Genomic DNA, 18800 nt, shown 5'->3' on the forward strand with positions numbered 1-18800 from the left:
CCATTGCACCTCGCGCAGCGCATGGCTGCCGGCTGCAGCCTATTCGCTGGTGGCGCAGGTGCCCTTTAAGGGGGTAGAGCGCGGGGTGTTCTCCTTCTGCATGTGCCCCGGAGGTTTTATTGTGCCCGCCGCTACGGCGCCCGGTGAGGTGGTGGTCAATGGCATGAGCCCAAGCCGCCGCGATTCGCGCTTTGCCAACTCGGGCATAGTAGTGGCCGTGGAGGCCGATGATGTAAAGCCCTATGCTCAATGGGGTCCGCTGGCCGGCCTTATGTACCAGCAGGCAGTAGAGCAGGCTGCCTGCCAGGCTGGAGGGGGTACGCAGGTGGCCCCGGCCCAGCGACTGGCCGATTTTGTAAACCGGCAGCCAAGCAGCAGCCTGCCCGATACCAGCTACCAACCCGGCCTGCAATCGGTCATGATGCAGGAGGTGCTGCCCCCGGCCATCGGGGAGCGGCTTCGGGAGGGCTTTAAGGTGTTTGGGCAGAAAATGCGCGGCTACCTGACCAACGAAGCGCAGATTGTGGGGGTGGAGAGCCGCACCTCCTCTCCGGTAAAAATTCCGCGCCAGGCCGATGGGCTGGAGCATGTGCAGATCAGCCGCCTGTACCCCTGTGGCGAGGGGGCGGGTTTTGCCGGCGGCATCGTATCGGCGGCCATGGATGGGGAGCGCTGTGCCGAGGCCCTGGCCCGAAAGTGGGCGCCCAAAGGGGCGGGTATGTAACCTGGCCGGTCCGGAAGCAGTTTATATAGATGTTATGAACAAGAAAACGGTTGTAATCGGCGCTACCCCCAATCCCTCCCGCTATGCCTACATAGCGTCCCACATGCTTAGGGAGTATGATCATGAGATTGTGCCCGTAGGCATTAAAACCGGCGAAGTGGCCGGCGAGCAGATCCACGACATGCGGGACAAGCCCCAGTTCACTGAGGTCGATACCGTTACCCTCTACATTGGCACCCATAACCAGGCCGAATGGTATGAGTATATCCTGGGCCTCAACCCCAAGCGCATCATCTTTAATCCCGGCACCGAAAACCCCGAGCTGGTACAGAAAGCCAGGGAAAAGGGTATTGAGACCGTTTATGGCTGCACCCTGGTGATGCTGCGGGCCGGAACCTATTAAGAGACCTACAGCAACTTTTCTTACATACTTGAATTTTTTGAAGAAGCTCCATTTATTTAGCCTTTAAGATAAGAGGCTGAAAATGAATGTTTTTCGTTGCGGAATTGTTTTCAAAGTAGCATCAGAATTTGCCAACACTGCTTTTGCAGACAGTGCCTTTTTTGTATTTTTCAAATCCTAAAAAGGGGCATCTGCAGGCGGTTTTTCTGTGCTATATTGGGAATTAATTGCTAACTTTGATCTTTTCGAAAACGTACATATGAGTCCTCAGGAGAAAGCGAATTCAAGTGAATACGGCGCCAGCAATATACAGGTGCTGGAAGGTCTGGAAGCGGTGCGCAAACGCCCGGCCATGTACATTGGTGATGTAGGGGTAAAAGGCCTCCACCACCTGATCTGGGAAGTGGTGGATAACTCCATCGACGAGGCGCTGGCAGGCTACTGCGACCACATCATCGTAGAAATTTTTGAAGACAATTCCGTAAGGGTAACCGACAATGGCCGGGGCATCCCCACCGACCTGCACGTAAAAGAAAACCGCTCTGCCCTGGAGGTAGTAATGACGGTGCTGCATGCCGGTGGCAAATTTGATAAAGATACCTACAAAGTATCCGGTGGCTTGCACGGGGTAGGGGTATCCTGCGTAAATGCCCTCTCCATACCCATGCGGGTAGAGGTGCACCGCAAAGGCAAGATCTTTGAGCAGGAGTATGCCAAGGGTATTCCGCAATACAGTGTGCGCGAGATCGGTACTACCGAAAAAACCGGTACCATCGTGCACTTTAAGCCCGATGCCGAGATCTTCACCACCACGGTTTACAATTTTGAAACGGTGGCTTCGCGCCTGCGGGAGCTTTCCTTCCTGAATGCCGGCATTACGCTTGAGCTGTTTGACCACCGGGAGAAAGACGATGACGGCAAGGCGATCCACCAGAAGTTTCACTCGCAGGGCGGCCTGAAGGAGTTTGTGGAGTACCTGGACAGTACCCGCGAAAAACTGATCCCCAGCCCCATCCACATCACCAACGATAAGGGCGATATACCGGTAGAAGTGGCCATGAGCTACAATACCTCCTATTCCGAAAACGTGGTGAGCTATGTGAATAACATCAACACCATAGAAGGGGGTACGCACGTAGCCGGTTTCCGCCGCGCCCTTACCCGCACCCTCAAGAGCTATGCCGATAAATCGGGCATGCTGGAAAAAGTAAAGCTGGAGATCAGCGGCGACGACTTCCGTGAAGGCCTCACCTCTGTGATTTCGGTAAAGGTGGCCGAGCCGCAGTTTGAGGGCCAGACCAAGACCAAGCTGGGCAACTCCGATGCCATGGGCGCAGTTGATACCGCCGTGGCCGAGGCCCTGGGCTACTGGCTGGAGGAGCATCCGCGTGAGGCCAAGCAAATTGTGCAGAAAGTAATTCTGGCTGCGCAGGCCCGCCATGCTGCCCGCAAAGCCCGGGAAATGGTGCAGCGCAAAAATGTACTGGGCAGCAACTCTCTGCCCGGCAAACTGGCCGACTGCTCCGATAGTGATCCGGCCGTATGCGAGCTGTACCTGGTGGAGGGTGACTCGGCCGGTGGATCGGCCAAGCAGGGCCGCGACAGAGGGTTTCAGGCCATTCTACCCCTGCGGGGGAAGATCCTGAACGTAGAAAAAGCGCAGGAACACCGCATTTATGACAATGAGGAGATCAAAAACATGATCACCGCCATGGGCGTAAGCTTTGGCACCCCTGAGGATGATAAGGCGCTGAACATGGACAAGCTGCGCTACCACAAGATCATTATCATGACGGATGCTGATATTGACGGTAGCCACATCCGTACGCTTATCCTTACCTTCTTCTTCCGCTACATGCGCGATCTGATCGATAAAGGCTATCTCTACATTGCCCTGCCACCCCTTTACCTGGTGAAGCGCGGCAAAGACGAACGTTATGCCTGGAGCGAAGAAGAGCGTATCCGTCTGGTGAAAGAAATGGCGCCCGAAGGCAAGGAAGACAGTGTGGGCATTCAGCGTTACAAAGGTCTGGGTGAAATGAACCCCGAGCAGCTCTGGACTACCACCATGGATCCTGAAATGCGCAGCCTGAAGCGCGTATCCGTAGAGTCAGCTGCCGAGGCCGATCACCTTTTCTCCATGCTGATGGGTGATGAAGTGGCCCCGCGCCGCGATTTCATCGAGCGCAATGCCAAGTATGCCAAGCTTGATGTATAAGAAGTGTACGAGCTAATGATAGAACGAAGGCCTGCTTTAAAAAGCAGGCCTTTTTTGATAGGAAGGTTTCGGAGATAGTCTTTTCAAACCTAACCGGTTTTGGAAACCGAGCCGCGTAGGCCTGTCAGATTCTTTCATTTGCATTCAGGTACACCTGCATCAGTTCGCCCGACGTACCCGAAAGCGGCCTTCAATGGGGCTGCTGCCAGTGGCTTTTTCATCTGCTACACGAAGGCGGGTGGCCGGATAGAGAAAAAAGGTGCCGGAAACCAGCTCATCGGTCTCCTGGCCAAATTCTGTGACCACCAGCGCCCCGCGGGTATCGGTAAAGGTTTGGGTGCTGTCCGGAACCAGGCCGGTAAATACCCAGTCTAGCGAAGGGGGGTAGTAGCTAAACGCGATGTCCTGATCACCCTCCCTATCCAGCCGCCAGGGAAAGCGTCCCTGTCCGCCGGTCCAGCTCAGGCTCAGGGAGCCGCTTTCCTCATCGCCTCCGGCAATAATGAAAATGCCCTCCATGGGGGTGTACGCCAGGCCCTCCATCCTGATCCAGGGACCTTTGCCAATCTTTAAGAAAATTCCTTCTGCTTCAGGCTCAGCCTCCTGAGACACAGCGGGTGTAGCGGCAAGCAGCGCTGTTCCGGCGGTCTCCAGCTGAGTAGGTTCATCCACTGGGCGGTAAGCAAGCCGCTCCGTAGCCAGAGGGGTAGTGCTGTCGGGTGCAGAGACTAAGGCTGCATCAGGGCTTGCACCATCAGGGAAATAGTTGATTCCCAGCAGGGGGAGCAGGAGCAGCCCAAAAAAAAGAAGGCTGGAAAAAAATTTCATTTCAGCACAAAAAAACTATTTAATTGACTATTTCCCATAAAGGTACAAAACTGTCATTTGCCGGTAAAGCACTTTTCGGGCTTTTATGTAAAGGGGCATTGGCCGGGATGAGCGGATAAAACAGGCGAATTTTGTAAAGTTGCTGGATAGGGGTAGAGGGGGGTGAAAGCGGCTGTTGCTTTCTTGCCAGGAGCATGGCGATGCGTTGGTTTTTTTCGTATATAGGGCTGGAGATTATTTTTTACTATGCTCAGACCAGATCGCATTTCTTCCTACATTGAAAGTAGCCCCTTTATCAGCCGCGATTTAAGCTGGATCAAATTCAATGAACGGGTGCTGGACCAGGCTCGTCATCCGGAACGGAACATTTTTGAAAAACTGAAATTTCTGGCCATCTGCTCTTCCAATCAGGATGAGTTCTTTATGATCCGGGTGGGCAGCTTGTATAACTATATCGACTATGGCCGGGAGCGGATCGACTACTCGGGCCTGCGGGAGATCCCCTTTAAGCGCAAGCTGTTTGCCGATCTGCAGTCCCTGCATACCGACCAGCATGCCCATTTTCTTAAAAACCTGGTGCCGCAGTTTCCGGAATGGGGCTTTCGCCTGGTGGGCCTGGAGGCCCTGGAGGAACATGAAGTGAAGCAGGTAAAGCGCTATTTCAAGAAAACGGTCTACCCCATGATCACCCCCATGGTGTATGATAGCTACCATACCTTTCCCATTCTGATGAACCGGCTGCTGATCTTTGGGGTAATCACCAACAACCCTACAGATAAAAAAGATCATCGCAAGCTGTCCTTTATTCAGATCCCGCAAAACCTGCCCCGCTTTTGAGATCGAGCGGGAAGAAGAGATCCTTTTTGTACCCATTGAGAACATTATCCGGGAATACATTGCCAAGTTTTTTCGCAATGTGGAGATCCTGGCCATAAACCTGTTTCGCATTACGCGTAATGGCGATTTTACCCTGGAGGAGAGCGAAGATATTGATACCAACTTTCTGGAAGAGATAAAACAAAAGCTCAAAACCCGCAAAACGGGCCGGGTAGTGCGCATAGAGGTAGAAGAAAAATACGACCCCTGGATGATGCGCCTGCTGAAAAAACGCTGGGCCATAGATACCGACAATGTCTTTGAAGTATCCAAAAACAGCCTGATGGACTTTACCGGCCTGTGGCAGATCATTGGCCATCAGGAGTTTGTGGATGTAATGCCGCCTCAGCATCCGCCGGTGCCCCCGCTTACCTATTCCAATGCCGACAGGGGGGATAATATTTTTGATATCCTGAAGGCCAAAGATGTGCTGCTGCACCACCCCTATAATAGCATTAGTCCGCTGCTTACCCTGCTGAGCCAGGCTGCTGAAGATCCCGATGTACTGGCCATCAAGATCACCATTTACCGCCTGGCAGATGACTCCCGCATCATCTCGGCTCTGCTCAAAGCAGCCGAGAATGGCAAGCACGTATCGGTTCTCTTTGAGGTGAAGGCCCGCTTTGATGAAGAGAATAACATGCGCGAGGCCAAGCGCCTGCAGCAGGCCGGCTGTTTTGTGATCTATGGGGTTGGCAGTTTTAAAACCCACACCAAGCTGCTGATGATCGTGCGCAAGGAGGGAAACAAGGTGCGCCGCTATGTGCACATGAGCAGCGGCAACTACAACGAAAAGACTGCCCGCCTGTATACCGACCTGAGCCTGCTGACGGCCAATGACAAATACGCCGATGACGTATCGGAATTCTTCAATGTAATTACCGGCCATAGCAATCCTGAGACTTACCGCTACCTGATCACAGCCCCGCGCGATATGCGCCAGCAACTGATTGAGCTTATCCGAAGCGAAGCCCGGAATGCCCGAGAAGGTAAGGAGGCAGGCATTATCATAAAGGTAAACTCGCTGGAAGACCGCGAAACCATTCATGAGCTTTATCAGGCCTCACAGGCTGGGGTGCCCATTAAGCTGATCGTTCGGGGTATCTGCTGCCTGCGGCCGGTGCGGGAAGACCTGAGCGAAAACATACAGGTACGCTCCATTGTGGGCGAGTACCTGGAGCATGCCCGCATCTACTATTTTCACAACCAGGGCAAACCGCTGGTGTATGGGGGCAGTGCCGACATTATGGTGCGTAGTTTTGACCGTCGGCTGGAATCGCTCTTTCAGGTACTGGATCCGGCCGTGCTAAAAGAGTGCATGCTGATGCTGGATTTTAACCTGCGCGACAATACCAACAGCTATACCCTGCAGGAAGATGGCAGCTACCGCAAGATCGTGCCTGCTGAGGATGACCTGCCTTTCAACATCCACAAAGAATTCTTTCGCCTGACACAGGAAGATCTGGAGGCCGTAAACCTTTATGAAGACCACCTAAAGGGAGTAGTGCAGCGACTCCTTAAGACCAAGGCGGCTGAAGATAAAAAGGCCCAGGCAGCCGTAAAAAAGGCGCAAAAGGCAGAGCCGCAGCAGGAACTTGAAGATGAAGCCGTACAGGAAGTGAAAAAGTAAGTTAACGCAAATTATGGCTTCCTTTTCTTGGAAAGTTACTATGCCAAACAAATCCCCCTTGGCGAAGGGGGATTTCGTACGTAATCCTACTGTGGGTTAAGAGCTTAATCCAAAATTCACGTTAAGATAGCGCCGCCAGATGTGCGGCGCTCATTTTTTATCTATTGCTGCCTGGTCCTGGCGCTGGCGGTAGAGGTGCCGCAGCAGGCCGTCTTTTAAGCCCACATTGGGTACCAGTATGCTGGTGCAGCCCGCCCAGCGCATGATGGTCAGGTAGAGATCGCTGGCCGGCAGGATCACATCGGCCCGGTCGGGGTTCAGCTGCAGCTTTTGAATACGCTCATCCAGGCTGTGCCGGCCAATAAAGGAGCGAAGCTCCTGCAGCTTGCGCAGGCTCAGGCGCTGGCCCGGCTTTTTACCCGACATGCTAAAGAGCTTTGAGATGTTACCACCGGTACCCAGGGCTACAATCTTATCGTCGATCTCACCGGTGTGCGCATCCACCCAGTCTTCCAGCAGATCCCACTCCTGTGCGCTGTCTTTTTTATTTAGATTCCGCACCGAACCGAGGGCAAATGAGCGGGCGGCAATCTTGGCACGGTTCAGGTACAGGTTAAGCTCGGTGCTGCCACCCCCAACATCAATGTGCAGACAGTACCCCTCGGGCAGCGAATCCATCAGCGCCAGGCTGATAAAGGCGGCTTCCTGGTCGCCATCGATGATCTGAATGCGAATGCCGGTGGTTCGGGCCACCTCCGCTACCAGCGCCTGCCCGTTGTCGGAACTGCGCATGGCCGAGGTAGCGCAGGCTACATAATCCTCCACCTCAAAAAGATCCATCAGCAACTTGTAGGCCTCCATGAGCTTCAGGAATTTGGCATAGGCCTCCGGCCCTATAACCCCCCTGTCAAACACATCCTGGCCCAGGCGAAGCGGAAAGCGCACATACTCTACCTTTTTATAGACCGGAACCAGATGTCCGTTCAGCAGGGCGCTGATCTGGAGCCGAACGGCATTAGACCCAATGTCTATGGCTGCAAATTTCAAGTAGTTAATGTTAATTTAATTTGTAACGATGTTGCAAAAGCAAAATCATTTTATACCTTTGGTAAAAGTAAACAAAAAAAGCTGTGAACCGTCCAACTAATTTTTTGCTGGCCCTCCTGCTAGTCGGAACCTTTCTGACCGGCTGTATGGGTCCTGATGAGGATGAACAACCCTTCAGAGAGTACTACCGACCTGTGTATGCCGCAGAGCAGCTAGCTTACCGCATCCAGGTGCAGCCCGCCCGCACCCTCCAGAATCCGGGCAGGATCTATGTAAAAGATCATCTGCTGATCATCAATGAACGCTTTAAGGGCTTCCACCTGATTGACAATAGCGATCCGGCCAATCCGCAGCCCCTGCTCTTTCTGGAAGTGCCCGGCGCTGGCAACATGGCCATGCAGGGAAGCTTTATGTACGTAGATAACATGACCGACCTGCTTACGCTGGATTTGAGCAACCTGCAGGATATCCGGGAGGTAAACCGCCAGAAGGGGGTGTTTGACGGACGCCAGAACTACCCGCCCATGCGCAATGTAGCCTTTGAATGTGTAGACCCCAAGCGGGGCGTGGTGGTGGGCTGGGAAAAAGCCGATATGCCCGGCAAGGGATATGAATGCTTCCGCTGATATTTTTTTAACGCCTAATCTCGATCCTCATGTTTAAAAAATCCTTTTATACCCTTTTGGCGGCAGCCCTGCTGCTAAACCTAAGCAGCTGTGAAGACTCCGCCGCCACGGCCGAAGTGGGTATTGGCGCCGGAATTGGTGGTTCCATGGCCCAGTTTACCGTCTACAATGGGCAGCTCTACCTGCTGCAGGCCGATAAGCTACACACCTACGATCTGCAGGATCCGGCCACTCCCGCCAAAAGCAACAGCCTTACCGTGGGGCAGGATGCCGAAACCGTATTTCCCTATGCCGGCAAGCTCTATATCGGTACTCAAAGCGGCATGCACATCCTGTCGCTCCAGAATCCCCGCCAGCCCCAGTACCTGTCTACCTATCAGCACATTACCAGCTGCGATCCGGTGGTGGTAGAAGGCAACTATGCCTACCTTACCCTGCGCACCGAATCGGAATGCCGCTGGGGCGTAGATCAGCTGGAGATCCTGGACATCAGCAATCCGCAAAACCCCCAGCTCATCTACCAGCGGGTAATGCACAACCCCAAGGGGCTTGCCGTAAACAATGGCATCCTTTACGTATCCAATGGCGATAGGGGACTACTGGTGCTGGATGTGAGCAATCCTTACAATCCTGTAGAGCTAAAGGAATATCCCGATTTTAATGGCTGGGATGTGATCTACACCTGGCGCAGCCTGATGATGGTAGGAAGTGATGGCCTGGTACAGTATGATCCGGCAGACCCGGCCAACCTGCGTCAGGTGAGTGTAATTCCGGTGCAGCCTACGCTTTAATATTTCCTGACAAACGAACTGATGAAACTCCTCTATAGCCTGGCGGCACTCTTGCTGCTGCTCCCTTTAGCCGGCCGCACGCAGCAGGCCACTGTAAGCCCTGAGCCCCTGCCTGCAGCCATTCCCTGGACCAAAAGCATAACAGCGGGATTTAGTATCTGGCCGGTGGCAAAAGAGCGCCTGCGCCTGGGCTATAGCTGGGAGCATATGCCCAATAAGCATTGGGTGCTGGAAGGGGCCTATGTAAATGCCATTGAACGGGATTTTCTTTTCCAGAACAATTCCACCGTGCTGGAAGGGGGGCAACTGCGGGGCGAGCACCGCTGGTATGATCCCGGCAGCCGCAATAGTTTTTTCTACTACGGCGCCATGCTGGCCTATATGTACTCCCAGTATCCCGATCGGGTGGTAGAAGGCTTTGAGTGCAATGAGCAGGGCGATTGTGCCTATTTTAAGCAAAGCCAGGTGCCTGTACGCCACCATACCGGCAATGTTGGCTTTACGCTGGGCTGGGTTGTGCGGGCTACACCCGTCTTTATGTTCAACTTCCACGGCGGTATTGGCCTGCAGGGTACCCGTTTTTCGGGCCAGAAAAATGATGATTTTTTTGGCAGGGGGGCTGTATTTGCTGAGAGTAAGCAGTTTGTGCTGGAGCCCCGCCTGCGCCTGGGCATGAATCTGCAGTTTGCCCTGCGCCAGCGCAATCAGGCCGCGAACGATTAGGCAAGGGACTTGCAGAAGAGGCTTTAATTTAGCACCTTTGCTCTGCTTATCCAGAAAGACGGAGGGATCGGGCCCGATGATGTCTTAGCAACCTGAGCAACGTGCTTGGTGGTGCTAACTCCCTTGCCAACTGCATGTTGGCAGAAGATGAGCGCATCCGAATTCATTCCGGTGCATCCGCTCGCTCCCCTTTGTGGGTAAGCCTTATTATAAGAGCGGATATTCATGACACCACAACCTGCCCAGCGTACCACCCTTCTCCATCAGCAGCTAAAAAAGCGCATTCTTGTACTTGATGGCGCTATGGGTACACAAATTCAGAAATATACCCTCACCGAAGCCGATTTCAGGGGCGAGCGCTTTCGGGATCATCCCCATGACCTCAAGGGCAACAACGACCTGCTGAGCCTTACCCGGCCCGACATTATCAGCGCCATTCACCGGGCCTACCTGGAGGCCGGGGCCGATATCCTGGAAACCAATACCTTTAGCGGCACCTCCATTGCCCAGGCCGATTATGGCCTGCAGGCAGCGGTATACGACATCAACAAGGAAAGCGCCCGCCTGGCCCGGGAGGCCTGCGATGAATTTACCCGACAGAACCCAGACAAGCCCCGCTTTGTGGCCGGGTCCATCGGGCCTACCAACCGTACTGCTTCCATGTCGCCGGATGTGAACAATCCCGGCTACCGGGCCATTACCTTTGATCAGCTGGTGGAGGCCTACACCGAGCAGGTGCAGGGCCTGGCCGATGGGGGCGCCGACATCCTGCTGATCGAGACCGTTTTTGATACCCTCAACTGCAAGGCCGCTATTTATGCCATTATGGAATGGCAGCAGCATACCCGCATTGAGCTGCCCATCATGATCAGCGGCACCATTACCGATGCCAGCGGCCGAACCCTCAGCGGGCAGACCCCCGGGGCTTTCTGGGCCTCCATCAGCCATGCCCCCCTGTTAAGCGTAGGCTTTAACTGTGCCCTGGGCGCCCGCCAGCTGAAGCCCTACCTGCAGGAGCTGAGCCGCCTGGCCTCCTGCGGCATCAGCGCGCACCCCAATGCCGGCCTGCCCAATGAATTTGGCGGCTATGATCAGTCGGCCGCCGAAATGGCCGGCATCATCGACGAATTTTGCAGAGAAGGCCTGGTCAACATCATTGGCGGCTGCTGCGGCACCGGGCCCGAGCACATCCGCGCCATTGCAGCCGTAGCGGCCCGGCACCAGCCCCGCCAGGCCCCACAGCCCGGCATACAGCCCCTGTATAGCGGCCTGGAGGCCTTTACCATTACGCCTCAGACCAATTTTGTGAACATTGGGGAGCGCACCAATGTGACCGGTTCCCGCAAATTTGCACGGCTTATAAAGGAGGGGAATTTTGAAGAAGCCCTTAGCGTGGCCCAGCAGCAGGTAGAAGGGGGTGCCCAGATCCTGGATGTGAACTTCGATGAGGCCATGCTGGATTCCGAAGCTTCCATGCAGCATTTCCTGAACCTGATCGCCTCCGAGCCGGAGATTTCCCGCCTACCCATCATGATCGACTCCAGCAAGTGGAGTGTGCTGGAAGCCGGCCTTAAGTGCGTGCAGGGCAAAAGCATTGTTAACTCCATCAGCCTGAAGGAAGGCGAGGAGGCCTTTCTGGAGCGGGCCCGCAAGATTCGCCAGTATGGCGCTGCTACCGTGGTAATGGCCTTTGATGAAGAAGGCCAGGCGGCTGATTACGAACGCCGCATCGAGATCTGCCAGCGCAGCTACGAGCTGCTGACCAAAAAAGCTGGATTTGCCCCGCAGGACATTATCTTCGATCCCAACATCCTGACCGTTGCCACCGGCATCGAGGAGCATAACGGCTATGCCGTAGACTTTATCCGGGCTACTCGCTGGATCAAAGAAAATCTGCCGGGCGCCCTTGTGAGCGGCGGGGTCAGCAATGTATCCTTCTCCTTCCGCGGCAATGACCACGTGCGGGAGGCCATTCACAGCGCTTTTCTCTACCACGCCATCCGGGCCGGGCTGGACATGGGCATTGTAAATGCCGGGCAGCTGGCCGTGTATGAAGAGATTGAACCCGAGCTGAAGGAGCGGGTGGAAGATGTGCTGCTCAACCGCCGCCCCGATGCCACCGACCGCCTGCTGGCCTATGCCGAGGAAGTAAAGGGGCAGGGCCAGGAGAAGACCGCCGCTCAGGAACTGGCCTGGCGCCAGCAGCCTGTAGCCGAGCGCCTCAAACATGCGCTGGTAAAGGGGATCGTTGAGTTTATCGAAGAAGATACCGAAGAAGCCCGTCAGCAGTTTGCCAAACCCCTGCAGGTAATTGAAGGCCCCCTGATGGCGGGTATGAATGTGGTGGGTGATCTCTTTGGCGAAGGTAAGATGTTTCTGCCCCAGGTAGTAAAAAGCGCCCGGGTCATGAAGCGGGCCGTGGCTTATCTCTTTCCCTATCTGGAAGCCGAAAAAGAAGCCGGCGCCTCCAGCAGTGCCGGCAAGGTGCTGATGGCCACTGTAAAAGGCGATGTGCATGATATTGGCAAAAACATCGTGGGCGTGGTGCTGGGCTGCAACGGCTATGAGGTATTTGACCTGGGGGTGATGGTGAGCCTGCAGAAGATTCTGGATGAGGCACAGGCCCACGGGGTGGACATCATAGGCCTGAGTGGCCTGATCACCCCCTCGCTGGATGAAATGATCTATGTAGCCCAGGAAATGGAAGCCCGCAAGATGCGACAACCCCTGCTCATTGGCGGCGCCACTACCAGCCGCATCCATACGGCCGTAAAAATTGCGCCGGCCTACTCCGGTCCGGTAGTGCATGTGGCCGATGCCAGCCGGGCTGTAACCGTTGCCTCCAAACTTCTGGGTGCCGAAGGGGAGGCGTATACGGCTGAGGTGCGGGCCGAGTATGACCACATGCGTGCCGGGCATGGCCAGCGGCAGCGCGACAAAAATTACCTGAGCATCGAAGAGGCCCGGCAGAATCGCTTCCAGCCCCAATGGGAGGGGTATCAGCCGCCCAAACCCAAGTTTCTGGGGCAGGAAAAGTTTGTAAACTACCCCCTTGAGGAAATTGCCGCCTACATTGACTGGACTCCCTTTTTCCAGACCTGGGAGCTTAAGGGGCGCTACCCCAATATTCTGGACGATGAAACCCAGGGCGAAGTGGCCCGCAAGCTCTTTGATGATGCGCAGCAGATGCTGCAGGAGATCATCCGCGGCCGCAAGCTGCAGGCCAATGGAGTCATTGCCTTCTGGCCGGCTACCGTCCTTGAGAGCGATACTATTCAGCTCTTTACTGATGATAGCCGCCAGCAGCCGCTGGACCAGTTCCATACCCTGCGCCAGCAGGGGCAGAAAGCCAGTGGCATCCCTAACCTGAGCTTCGCCGACTTTGTAGCCCCCAGGGAAAGCGGTCTGCCCGATTATGTGGGCGGCTTTGCCGTAACGGCCGGTCTTGGTCTTGATACGCTGGTGAAGGAGTACGAAGCACAGCACGACGACTACAGCGCCATCCTGGCCAAAGCCCTGGCCGACCGCCTGGCCGAAGCCTTTGCCGAGCGCATGCACGAGCGGGTGCGCCGGGAGTTCTGGGGGTACGCGCCAGACGAGCAGCTGGATGCCGAGGGGCTCATCAAGGAAAAATACAGGGGGGTACGTCCGGCGCCGGGCTATCCCGGCTGTCCCGATCATACCGAAAAGATCACCCTCTTCCGCCTGCTGGGGGCAGAGGCCATTGGCATGCAGCTGACCGAAAACCTGGCCATGCTGCCCGCCGCCGCGGTCAGCGGTCTTTACTACAGCCACCCCGACAGCCGCTACTTTGGCCTGGGCAAAATAGGCCGGGATCAGGTAGAAGACCTGGCCCGCCGCAAGGGGGTGCCTTTCGCCGAAATGGAACGCTGGCTAAAACCTAATTTGAATTATGAGTAAGAGAAGTTAGAGGGTAGACTGAAGCTCTGGAAACAGCTGGCAAACACTTCTAACTTCTGCGTTCTAACCCCTCTATTCTCTTTGATACGTGTTGTTGGTGTTTTCACCAACAATTCTTCCGGCAGGCTTCCAATTAGTTGTTGGTGAAAACACCAACAAAGGGGGTGCATCCAGCCTCTAGCCTATACCTTTTCATGTCTACCTTCTACCTTCTTTCTTCTAGCTTTTAATCAAAAATGAAAATAACCGAGCATCTCTCCAGCGCCAGTAATACCCTTTTTTCCTTTGAAGTGCTGCCGCCGCTGCGGGGGCAAAGCATCCACAGCCTGTATGAGCACATGGATCCCCTGATGGAATTCAAGCCCCCCTTTGTGGATGTTACCTATCACCGGGAGGAGTATGTGTATAAGAAACGGGAAAATGGCCTGCTGGAAAAAGTGAGCGTGCGCAAGCGGCCCGGTACGGTTGGCATTTGTGCGGCCATTAAAAACCGCTACAATGTGGATACCGTGCCGCACATGATCTGCGGCGGCTTTACCAAGAGCGAAACCGAAAATGCCCTCATCGACCTGGATTATCTGGGCATCGATAATGTGCTGGTGCTGCGGGGCGATCCCATTAAATCTGAGTCTACCTTCACCCCTGAGCCAGACGGCCATCCCTATGCCATAGACCTGGTGCACCAGGTACGGAACATGAACCGGGGCATTTACCTGCATGAAGAAATGGAAAATGCAGCCCCCTCTAATTTTTGCATCGGCGTGGCGGGCTATCCCGAGAAGCATGAAGAGGCCCCCAACCTGCGCACCGATATCCGCTACCTGAAGGCCAAAATGGAGGCCGGCGCCGACTACATTGTGACCCAGATGTTCTTTGATAACAGCAAGTACATCCGCTTTGTGGAGATGTGCCGGGAAGAGGGGATCACCGCCCCCATCATTCCGGGCCTAAAGCCCATCACTGTACGCCGGCAGCTGGCCATTCTGCCCAAGATCTTCCACATTGATATACCTGATGCGCTGGTGCTGGAACTGGAGAAGTGCAAAACCGATGCCGAAGCTCGGCAGGTAGGCATCAACTGGTCCATTCAGCAAAGCCGGGAGCTGATGGAATGGGGAGTGCCCTGCCTGCACTACTACAGCATGGGCAAAAGCGACAGCGTGTACCGCATTGCCCGGGAATTGTTCTAAGCCCTCTTCATTACCTGCAGGAGTAGGTGTACACAAGCCTGCTCTTTATAGGCCTGAGGCTGCGTAGGGGTACTGCAGGCATGCTCTGTGCCACACCTCAGCCCTGAGAGGCAGGAAACACCTTAGTGAATGGGGGTCAGTTAAAGGCTTTGATGGAAGAAACTGATTTGCCGGCAGGACTTTTTTTTACGCAGCAGGAGCAACTGCCTGATCGAGAACACATGCAGGTAGTAGGCCAGGGGTACCAGCACCAGCGGCAAAAATGAAACCGGAAAATGGGTGATCAGCGTATTGGCGGGTTCGTTCATAAACACCCGCAGCGGAAAGGGAAAAGAAAGAATGGCAATGATAACAATGTTCAGGAGCAACCCCAGCCCCAGCACATTCCAAACCAGGGCTGCATGTATACGCCACTGGCCTTTACCAAGCAGCAGTATTCCCATCAACGGACCGCTCAGGCCAACCAGAATATCAAAGTTCTGGCCTTCCAGGGTCATCTGAACGGGAGTAAAGCCTACGAGAAACTGTGCCCACAGCAGCAGCTCTACCGGAATGCGAAAAGCCTGCAGGTACAGCAGCCACTGTGGGGGGATGGCCAATAGGAGCTGGCGTGTGCGCGCTTGCCTCATCAACCAGATGAGCGCTATCACTGGCAAAAGTAAAAAAGGAAAAAGGCGCGGCGGAAACGTGTCAAAATGCTGCAAAAAGCCGGTGAGTGAGAGAATGCTTACGACTGCAATCCATCCCAGTATCACCAGCAGGCTTCTACTGAATAGTCTTTTTCTAACCTGTACTTCTGGCTCAGCATGTTTAAGCGCGTAGGCCAGACCATAGCCTATGGCAAGCAGGCATAGGGCAGTAAGCAGGAGGTAGCCGATTTTAATATAGATCAGTTCCATGGGGGTAGGGGTTGTTTTATCAAATATCCGCAGGCAGTGTCAGACAGCGCATACCCAAAATTGCTAATTTTTTGCGCGCAGCAGAGAGGGCGCGCGGCCACTGTGCTGAGAGACCAAGCGGCTCAGGGAGGAAGCGCTTTGCAGCCCAACCCGATCGGCTATTTCACTCAGGGTATATCCGGTGTTTTGCAGCAGGGTATAGGTGCGGGCCAGCCGAACTTCCTGCAGGTACTGGTTTGGCGATTGGCCAAAAACCTGCCGGAAAAGGCGCAAAAAATGAAACTTCGATAAACAGGCAGCCGCTGCCAGCCGCTCCAGGGAGAGGGGTTCGGCATAGGCCTCATGGATCAGATTGGCGGCCAGGTGCAGGCGGCGCTCAATCTCAGTTCGGGTAGCTTTTTTCTGAAGGCCCAGCTGCTGCATAGCCCTGTGCTCCTTTAGCTGCCCGGCACACAGTAGGCTAAACAGGCTATAGAGATCCTCTTCAAAAGTCTCCTGGTGAAAATTGGTAGAGTGTCGCTGCAGACGCTGGATCAGGAGGTTAAAGGTGGGACTACGGTAATGGGTGCGGTTGGGGAACTGAAAGGGGCGTGTGCTGTCAGGATGTGGATTATCCAGCAGCTGCCCCTGCGTATGGAGCAGGCTATGCAAGGCCTCCCGGGCAAAAGCATCTCCAAAGTGAATGTTAAAGGTTTCGGTTCCCTGTTTCCGGTTATCCAGTTCCAGGCTGTAGACCTGCTGCTGGTTGGTGAGTAGAAAGGTATCGTCCTTCAGGAGGGTCCACTGCCCGCCGGCCATCACCCGACTATAGCCCTGCAGGTTCAGAAAAAGTGAATAGGGTCCCTCAATTTCCGGCCTTAGCTCCTGGTGCCCCCGCACATGCAGCACTACGGTGGGCCATAGGGGCAGGCCCTCAGACTTTCTGCTGTGAAGTAGTGCTTTCAGCCAGGCCAGTTCCGGAAAATTATGGCGGACCATTGGAGGACATGTTGTGAAAGAAAGGTAAAAGGATTACGTATAAGTTCAAAGTGGTATTTCTGCCATGGGCACTATTCTTCCGGGAATGGAACTAGGGCAAAAAAAAGCAGCAGTCCCAGGGGAACTGCTGCCATTTTTATCAGGAAAAAAGCTGCTTACCAGCTTCGTTTCTTATCACTTTTCTTATACGCTTTTTTGGCGCTGGGATAGCTTTTCTTATCGCTGGGCGCTACAGAGAACAGGGGGTTCTGTCGGCCGTATTTCTTTGAGAATACCTGTAGGATCTTCTCGGCTTCGGCTTCGCCCAGGTTCAGGTAGGCATGAGAATCGAACAGCTCAATCTTGCCAAGACGGCCCGAGCGGATGCCGGTTTCCTCCTGGATCAGTTGCAGCAGATCGGTCTTGCTCATATCGTCCCGGCGGCCCATGGCCACAAACAGGCGGGTCTGCTGGCTTTCGCCACTTCTTTCCCACTTGTTGGTTTTTCGCCAGTATCTTTTTGCGCTCACCGGCAGCCTGAATATCGGGCATGTTCACAAAATCAGGCCCAACCGACTGCATCAGCAGTGCGGCTACGGTGTCTTCGGCCGAGTACTGCTCCAGCAGGCTGGCAGCCAGTTGCTTGAAATCGTCGGTGCCGCCCTGGTTCAGCGCAGCAATCACAGACTCTTTCAGGCCATTGAGGCGGCGCTGAATTACTTCCTGCTTGCTGGGCAGCTGGCCTTTGCGCAGCTCTACCTTGGTTACCTTGCGGATAATGTCCAGCAGGCGGCGCTCGCCGGGAGCTACCAGGCTAATGGCGGTACCCTGCTTGCCGGCACGGCCGGTACGGCCAATGCGGTGCACATAGCTTTCGGGCTCATAGGGCAGGTGGAAGTTCACCACATGGCTGAGATCCGTTACATCAATACCCCGGGCGGCCACATCGGTCGCTACCAGAATCTGGATCTTACGATCGCGGAACTTCTGCAGGATCTTCTCCCGCTGGGCCTGGGCTACATCGCCGTGCAGGGCATCAGAGGGGTAGCCACGGCTGTCCAGCATCTGGGCCAGCTCGGTGGTCTCAATCTTGGTGCGGCAGAAGATAACGCCATAGAAGGCGGTTTCCGCATCGATCAGACGGGCCAGGGCATTGAACTTGTCACTCGGACGCACCTCATAATATACCTGGTCGATCAGGGCGGTGGTCATCTCGGCGCGCTTGGCTACCAGGTTCTGGTAGTCGCCCATATAGGTCTTAGCCAGTTGCAGAATGCGGGGCGGCATGGTGGCTGAGAACAGCAGCATGCGACGATCGGCATTTACACTTTGCAGAATACGCTCCACATCTTCGGCAAAGCCCATGTTCAGCATTTCATCTGCTTCGTCGAGCACAACGTACTTTACGCCTTCCAGCTTCAGTACGCCGCGATCCAGCATGTCGATTACACGACCGGGTGTACCTACTACAATATCGGCACCCCGTTTGAGGTCCTTAATCTGCAGGCTGATGCTCTGTCCGCCGTAAACCGTTACGATGGATAGTTTCTTGTCGCCCCTCAGGCTGTCGATCTCGCTGGCTACCTGCATACAAAGTTCGCGGGTAGGTGTAAGAACAATGGCCTGCACAAATCCAGCTCTCTCTTCGGCACGGTCGATCACAGGAATGCCAAAGGCGGCCGTTTTACCGGTGCCGGTTTGGGCCTGTGCTACTACGTCGGTACTGCCGTTCAGCAAAAGCGGGATGGTGAGGGTCTGGATTGGTGTGGGTGTTGTAAAACCTTTTTTCTCCAAGGCCGCCAGTACGGCATCGGAAACACCCAATGAACGAAATTCTTCCAATGAATAGATTTTTTGAAGCCGCAAAGGTATGTCTTTTTTTTGGCTTTGCAGCGCGTGATTACTAAAACTCTGATGTTGAAGCCTGTAGCGGTATCAGAATAGGTGTCGCTTTTCAGGGGAGAGAA

14 protein-coding genes, 1 pseudogene and 1 riboswitch are annotated in these 18800 nt (G+C 54.7%); of the genes and pseudogenes, 9 read left to right on the forward strand and 6 right to left on the reverse strand.

The features are described from left to right. The 3 genes from ADICEAN_RS00845 to gyrB form a co-directional block, all read left to right on the forward strand. The coding region (locus ADICEAN_RS00845; RefSeq protein WP_040395898.1) for an NAD(P)/FAD-dependent oxidoreductase at window positions 1-724 on the forward strand (724 nt) is incomplete at its 5' end. 34 nt (window positions 725-758) lie between these two features. Beyond that, the gene (locus tag ADICEAN_RS00850) at window positions 759-1127 is read left to right on the forward strand and encodes a CoA-binding protein (protein WP_009193596.1); all 369 of its coding nucleotides are present in this window, start codon (window positions 759-761) and stop codon (window positions 1125-1127) included. Between the two features lie 259 nt (window positions 1128-1386). Beyond that, window positions 1387-3345 (forward strand): DNA topoisomerase (ATP-hydrolyzing) subunit B, encoded by a 1959-nt coding sequence (gene gyrB / locus ADICEAN_RS00855; RefSeq protein WP_009193597.1) that lies wholly within the window; start codon window positions 1387-1389, stop codon window positions 3343-3345. A 159-nt stretch (window positions 3346-3504) separates the two neighbouring features. Here the strand turns inward: gyrB and ADICEAN_RS00860 are convergent, their stop codons facing one another. Next, window positions 3505-4017, reverse strand: a complete 513-nt coding sequence (locus ADICEAN_RS00860) for a hypothetical protein (protein ID WP_152426251.1) — start codon at window positions 4015-4017, stop codon at window positions 3505-3507. Window positions 4018-4419: 402 nt separating this feature from the next. Here ADICEAN_RS00860 and ppk1 point away from each other — a divergent pair. Further along, window positions 4420-6532: pseudogene (gene ppk1, locus ADICEAN_RS00865) on the forward strand (polyphosphate kinase 1); the annotation flags it as partial. Between the two features lie 297 nt (window positions 6533-6829). On the opposite strand, the gene ADICEAN_RS00870 reads toward ppk1, so the two are convergent. After that, complete coding sequence (locus ADICEAN_RS00870; protein ID WP_009193601.1) at window positions 6830-7726, reverse strand: Ppx/GppA phosphatase family protein; 897 nt, start codon at window positions 7724-7726, stop codon at window positions 6830-6832. Window positions 7727-7809: 83 nt separating this feature from the next. Here ADICEAN_RS00870 and ADICEAN_RS00875 point away from each other — a divergent pair, with 83 nt between their 5' ends. From ADICEAN_RS00875 to metF, 5 genes are all read left to right on the forward strand, one after another. Next, complete coding sequence (locus ADICEAN_RS00875; protein ID WP_009193602.1) at window positions 7810-8352, forward strand: LVIVD repeat-containing protein; 543 nt, start codon at window positions 7810-7812, stop codon at window positions 8350-8352. Between the two features lie 29 nt (window positions 8353-8381). After that, the gene (locus ADICEAN_RS00880; RefSeq protein WP_009193603.1) at window positions 8382-9143 is read left to right on the forward strand and encodes an LVIVD repeat-containing protein; all 762 of its coding nucleotides are present in this window, start codon (window positions 8382-8384) and stop codon (window positions 9141-9143) included. 21 nt (window positions 9144-9164) lie between these two features. Then, on the forward strand, window positions 9165-9866 hold the full coding sequence (locus ADICEAN_RS00885; RefSeq protein ID WP_009193604.1) for a hypothetical protein: 702 nt from the start codon (window positions 9165-9167) through the stop codon (window positions 9864-9866). A gap of 43 nt (window positions 9867-9909) precedes the next feature. Then, a riboswitch (SAM riboswitch) is annotated at window positions 9910-10020 on the forward strand. A gap of 71 nt (window positions 10021-10091) precedes the next feature. Beyond that, entirely contained in the window at window positions 10092-13787 is a 3696-nt protein-coding gene (metH, locus tag ADICEAN_RS00890; RefSeq protein ID WP_040395899.1) for a methionine synthase, read from the forward strand. Between the two features lie 236 nt (window positions 13788-14023). Continuing rightward, entirely contained in the window at window positions 14024-14977 is a 954-nt protein-coding gene (gene metF, locus ADICEAN_RS00895) for a methylenetetrahydrofolate reductase [NAD(P)H] (protein WP_009193606.1), read from the forward strand. 140 nt (window positions 14978-15117) lie between these two features. On the opposite strand, the gene ADICEAN_RS22485 is transcribed toward metF, so the two are convergent. From ADICEAN_RS22485 to ADICEAN_RS00915, 4 genes are all read right to left on the reverse strand, one after another. Beyond that, window positions 15118-15876 carry a hypothetical protein gene (locus tag ADICEAN_RS22485; protein WP_009193607.1) on the reverse strand — a complete coding sequence of 253 codons (759 nt, stop codon included), beginning with the start codon at window positions 15874-15876 and terminating at the stop codon, window positions 15118-15120. Window positions 15877-15939: 63 nt separating this feature from the next. Beyond that, window positions 15940-16854 (reverse strand): AraC family transcriptional regulator, encoded by a 915-nt coding sequence (locus ADICEAN_RS20765; protein ID WP_009193608.1) that lies wholly within the window; start codon window positions 16852-16854, stop codon window positions 15940-15942. 155 nt (window positions 16855-17009) lie between these two features. After that, a complete protein-coding gene (locus ADICEAN_RS00910; RefSeq protein ID WP_040395900.1) occupies window positions 17010-17264 on the reverse strand; it encodes a DbpA RNA binding domain-containing protein in 255 nt (84 codons plus the stop codon). Next, a complete protein-coding gene (locus tag ADICEAN_RS00915; RefSeq protein WP_161622641.1) occupies window positions 17191-18699 on the reverse strand; it encodes a DEAD/DEAH box helicase in 1509 nt (502 codons plus the stop codon). The genes ADICEAN_RS00910 and ADICEAN_RS00915 overlap by 74 nt, the downstream gene beginning before the upstream one ends. Window positions 18700-18800 lie beyond the last annotated feature (101 nt).

It is taken from the genome of Cesiribacter andamanensis AMV16, assembly GCF_000348925.1.
Taxonomy (GTDB): Bacteria; Bacteroidota; Bacteroidia; order Cytophagales; family Cyclobacteriaceae; genus Cesiribacter; species Cesiribacter andamanensis.

Excerpts from the sequence above, each read along its gene's own strand:
- metF (WP_009193606.1), top strand. The coding sequence starts at position 14,024 with ATGAAAATAACCGAGCATCTCTCCAGCGCCAGTAATACCCTTTTTTCC.
- ADICEAN_RS22485 (WP_009193607.1), bottom strand. The coding sequence starts at position 15,876 with ATGGAACTGATCTATATTAAAATCGGCTACCTCCTGCTTACTGCCCTA.
- ADICEAN_RS20765 (WP_009193608.1), bottom strand. The coding sequence starts at position 16,854 with ATGGTCCGCCATAATTTTCCGGAACTGGCCTGGCTGAAAGCACTACTT.
- ADICEAN_RS00880 (WP_009193603.1), top strand. The coding sequence starts at position 8,382 with ATGTTTAAAAAATCCTTTTATACCCTTTTGGCGGCAGCCCTGCTGCTA.
- ADICEAN_RS00910 (WP_040395900.1), bottom strand. The coding sequence starts at position 17,264 with ATGAGCAAGACCGATCTGCTGCAACTGATCCAGGAGGAAACCGGCATC.
- gyrB (WP_009193597.1), top strand. The coding sequence starts at position 1,387 with ATGAGTCCTCAGGAGAAAGCGAATTCAAGTGAATACGGCGCCAGCAAT.
- ADICEAN_RS00885 (WP_009193604.1), top strand. The coding sequence starts at position 9,165 with ATGAAACTCCTCTATAGCCTGGCGGCACTCTTGCTGCTGCTCCCTTTA.
- metH (WP_040395899.1), top strand. The coding sequence starts at position 10,092 with ATGACACCACAACCTGCCCAGCGTACCACCCTTCTCCATCAGCAGCTA.
- ADICEAN_RS00850 (WP_009193596.1), top strand. The coding sequence starts at position 759 with ATGAACAAGAAAACGGTTGTAATCGGCGCTACCCCCAATCCCTCCCGC.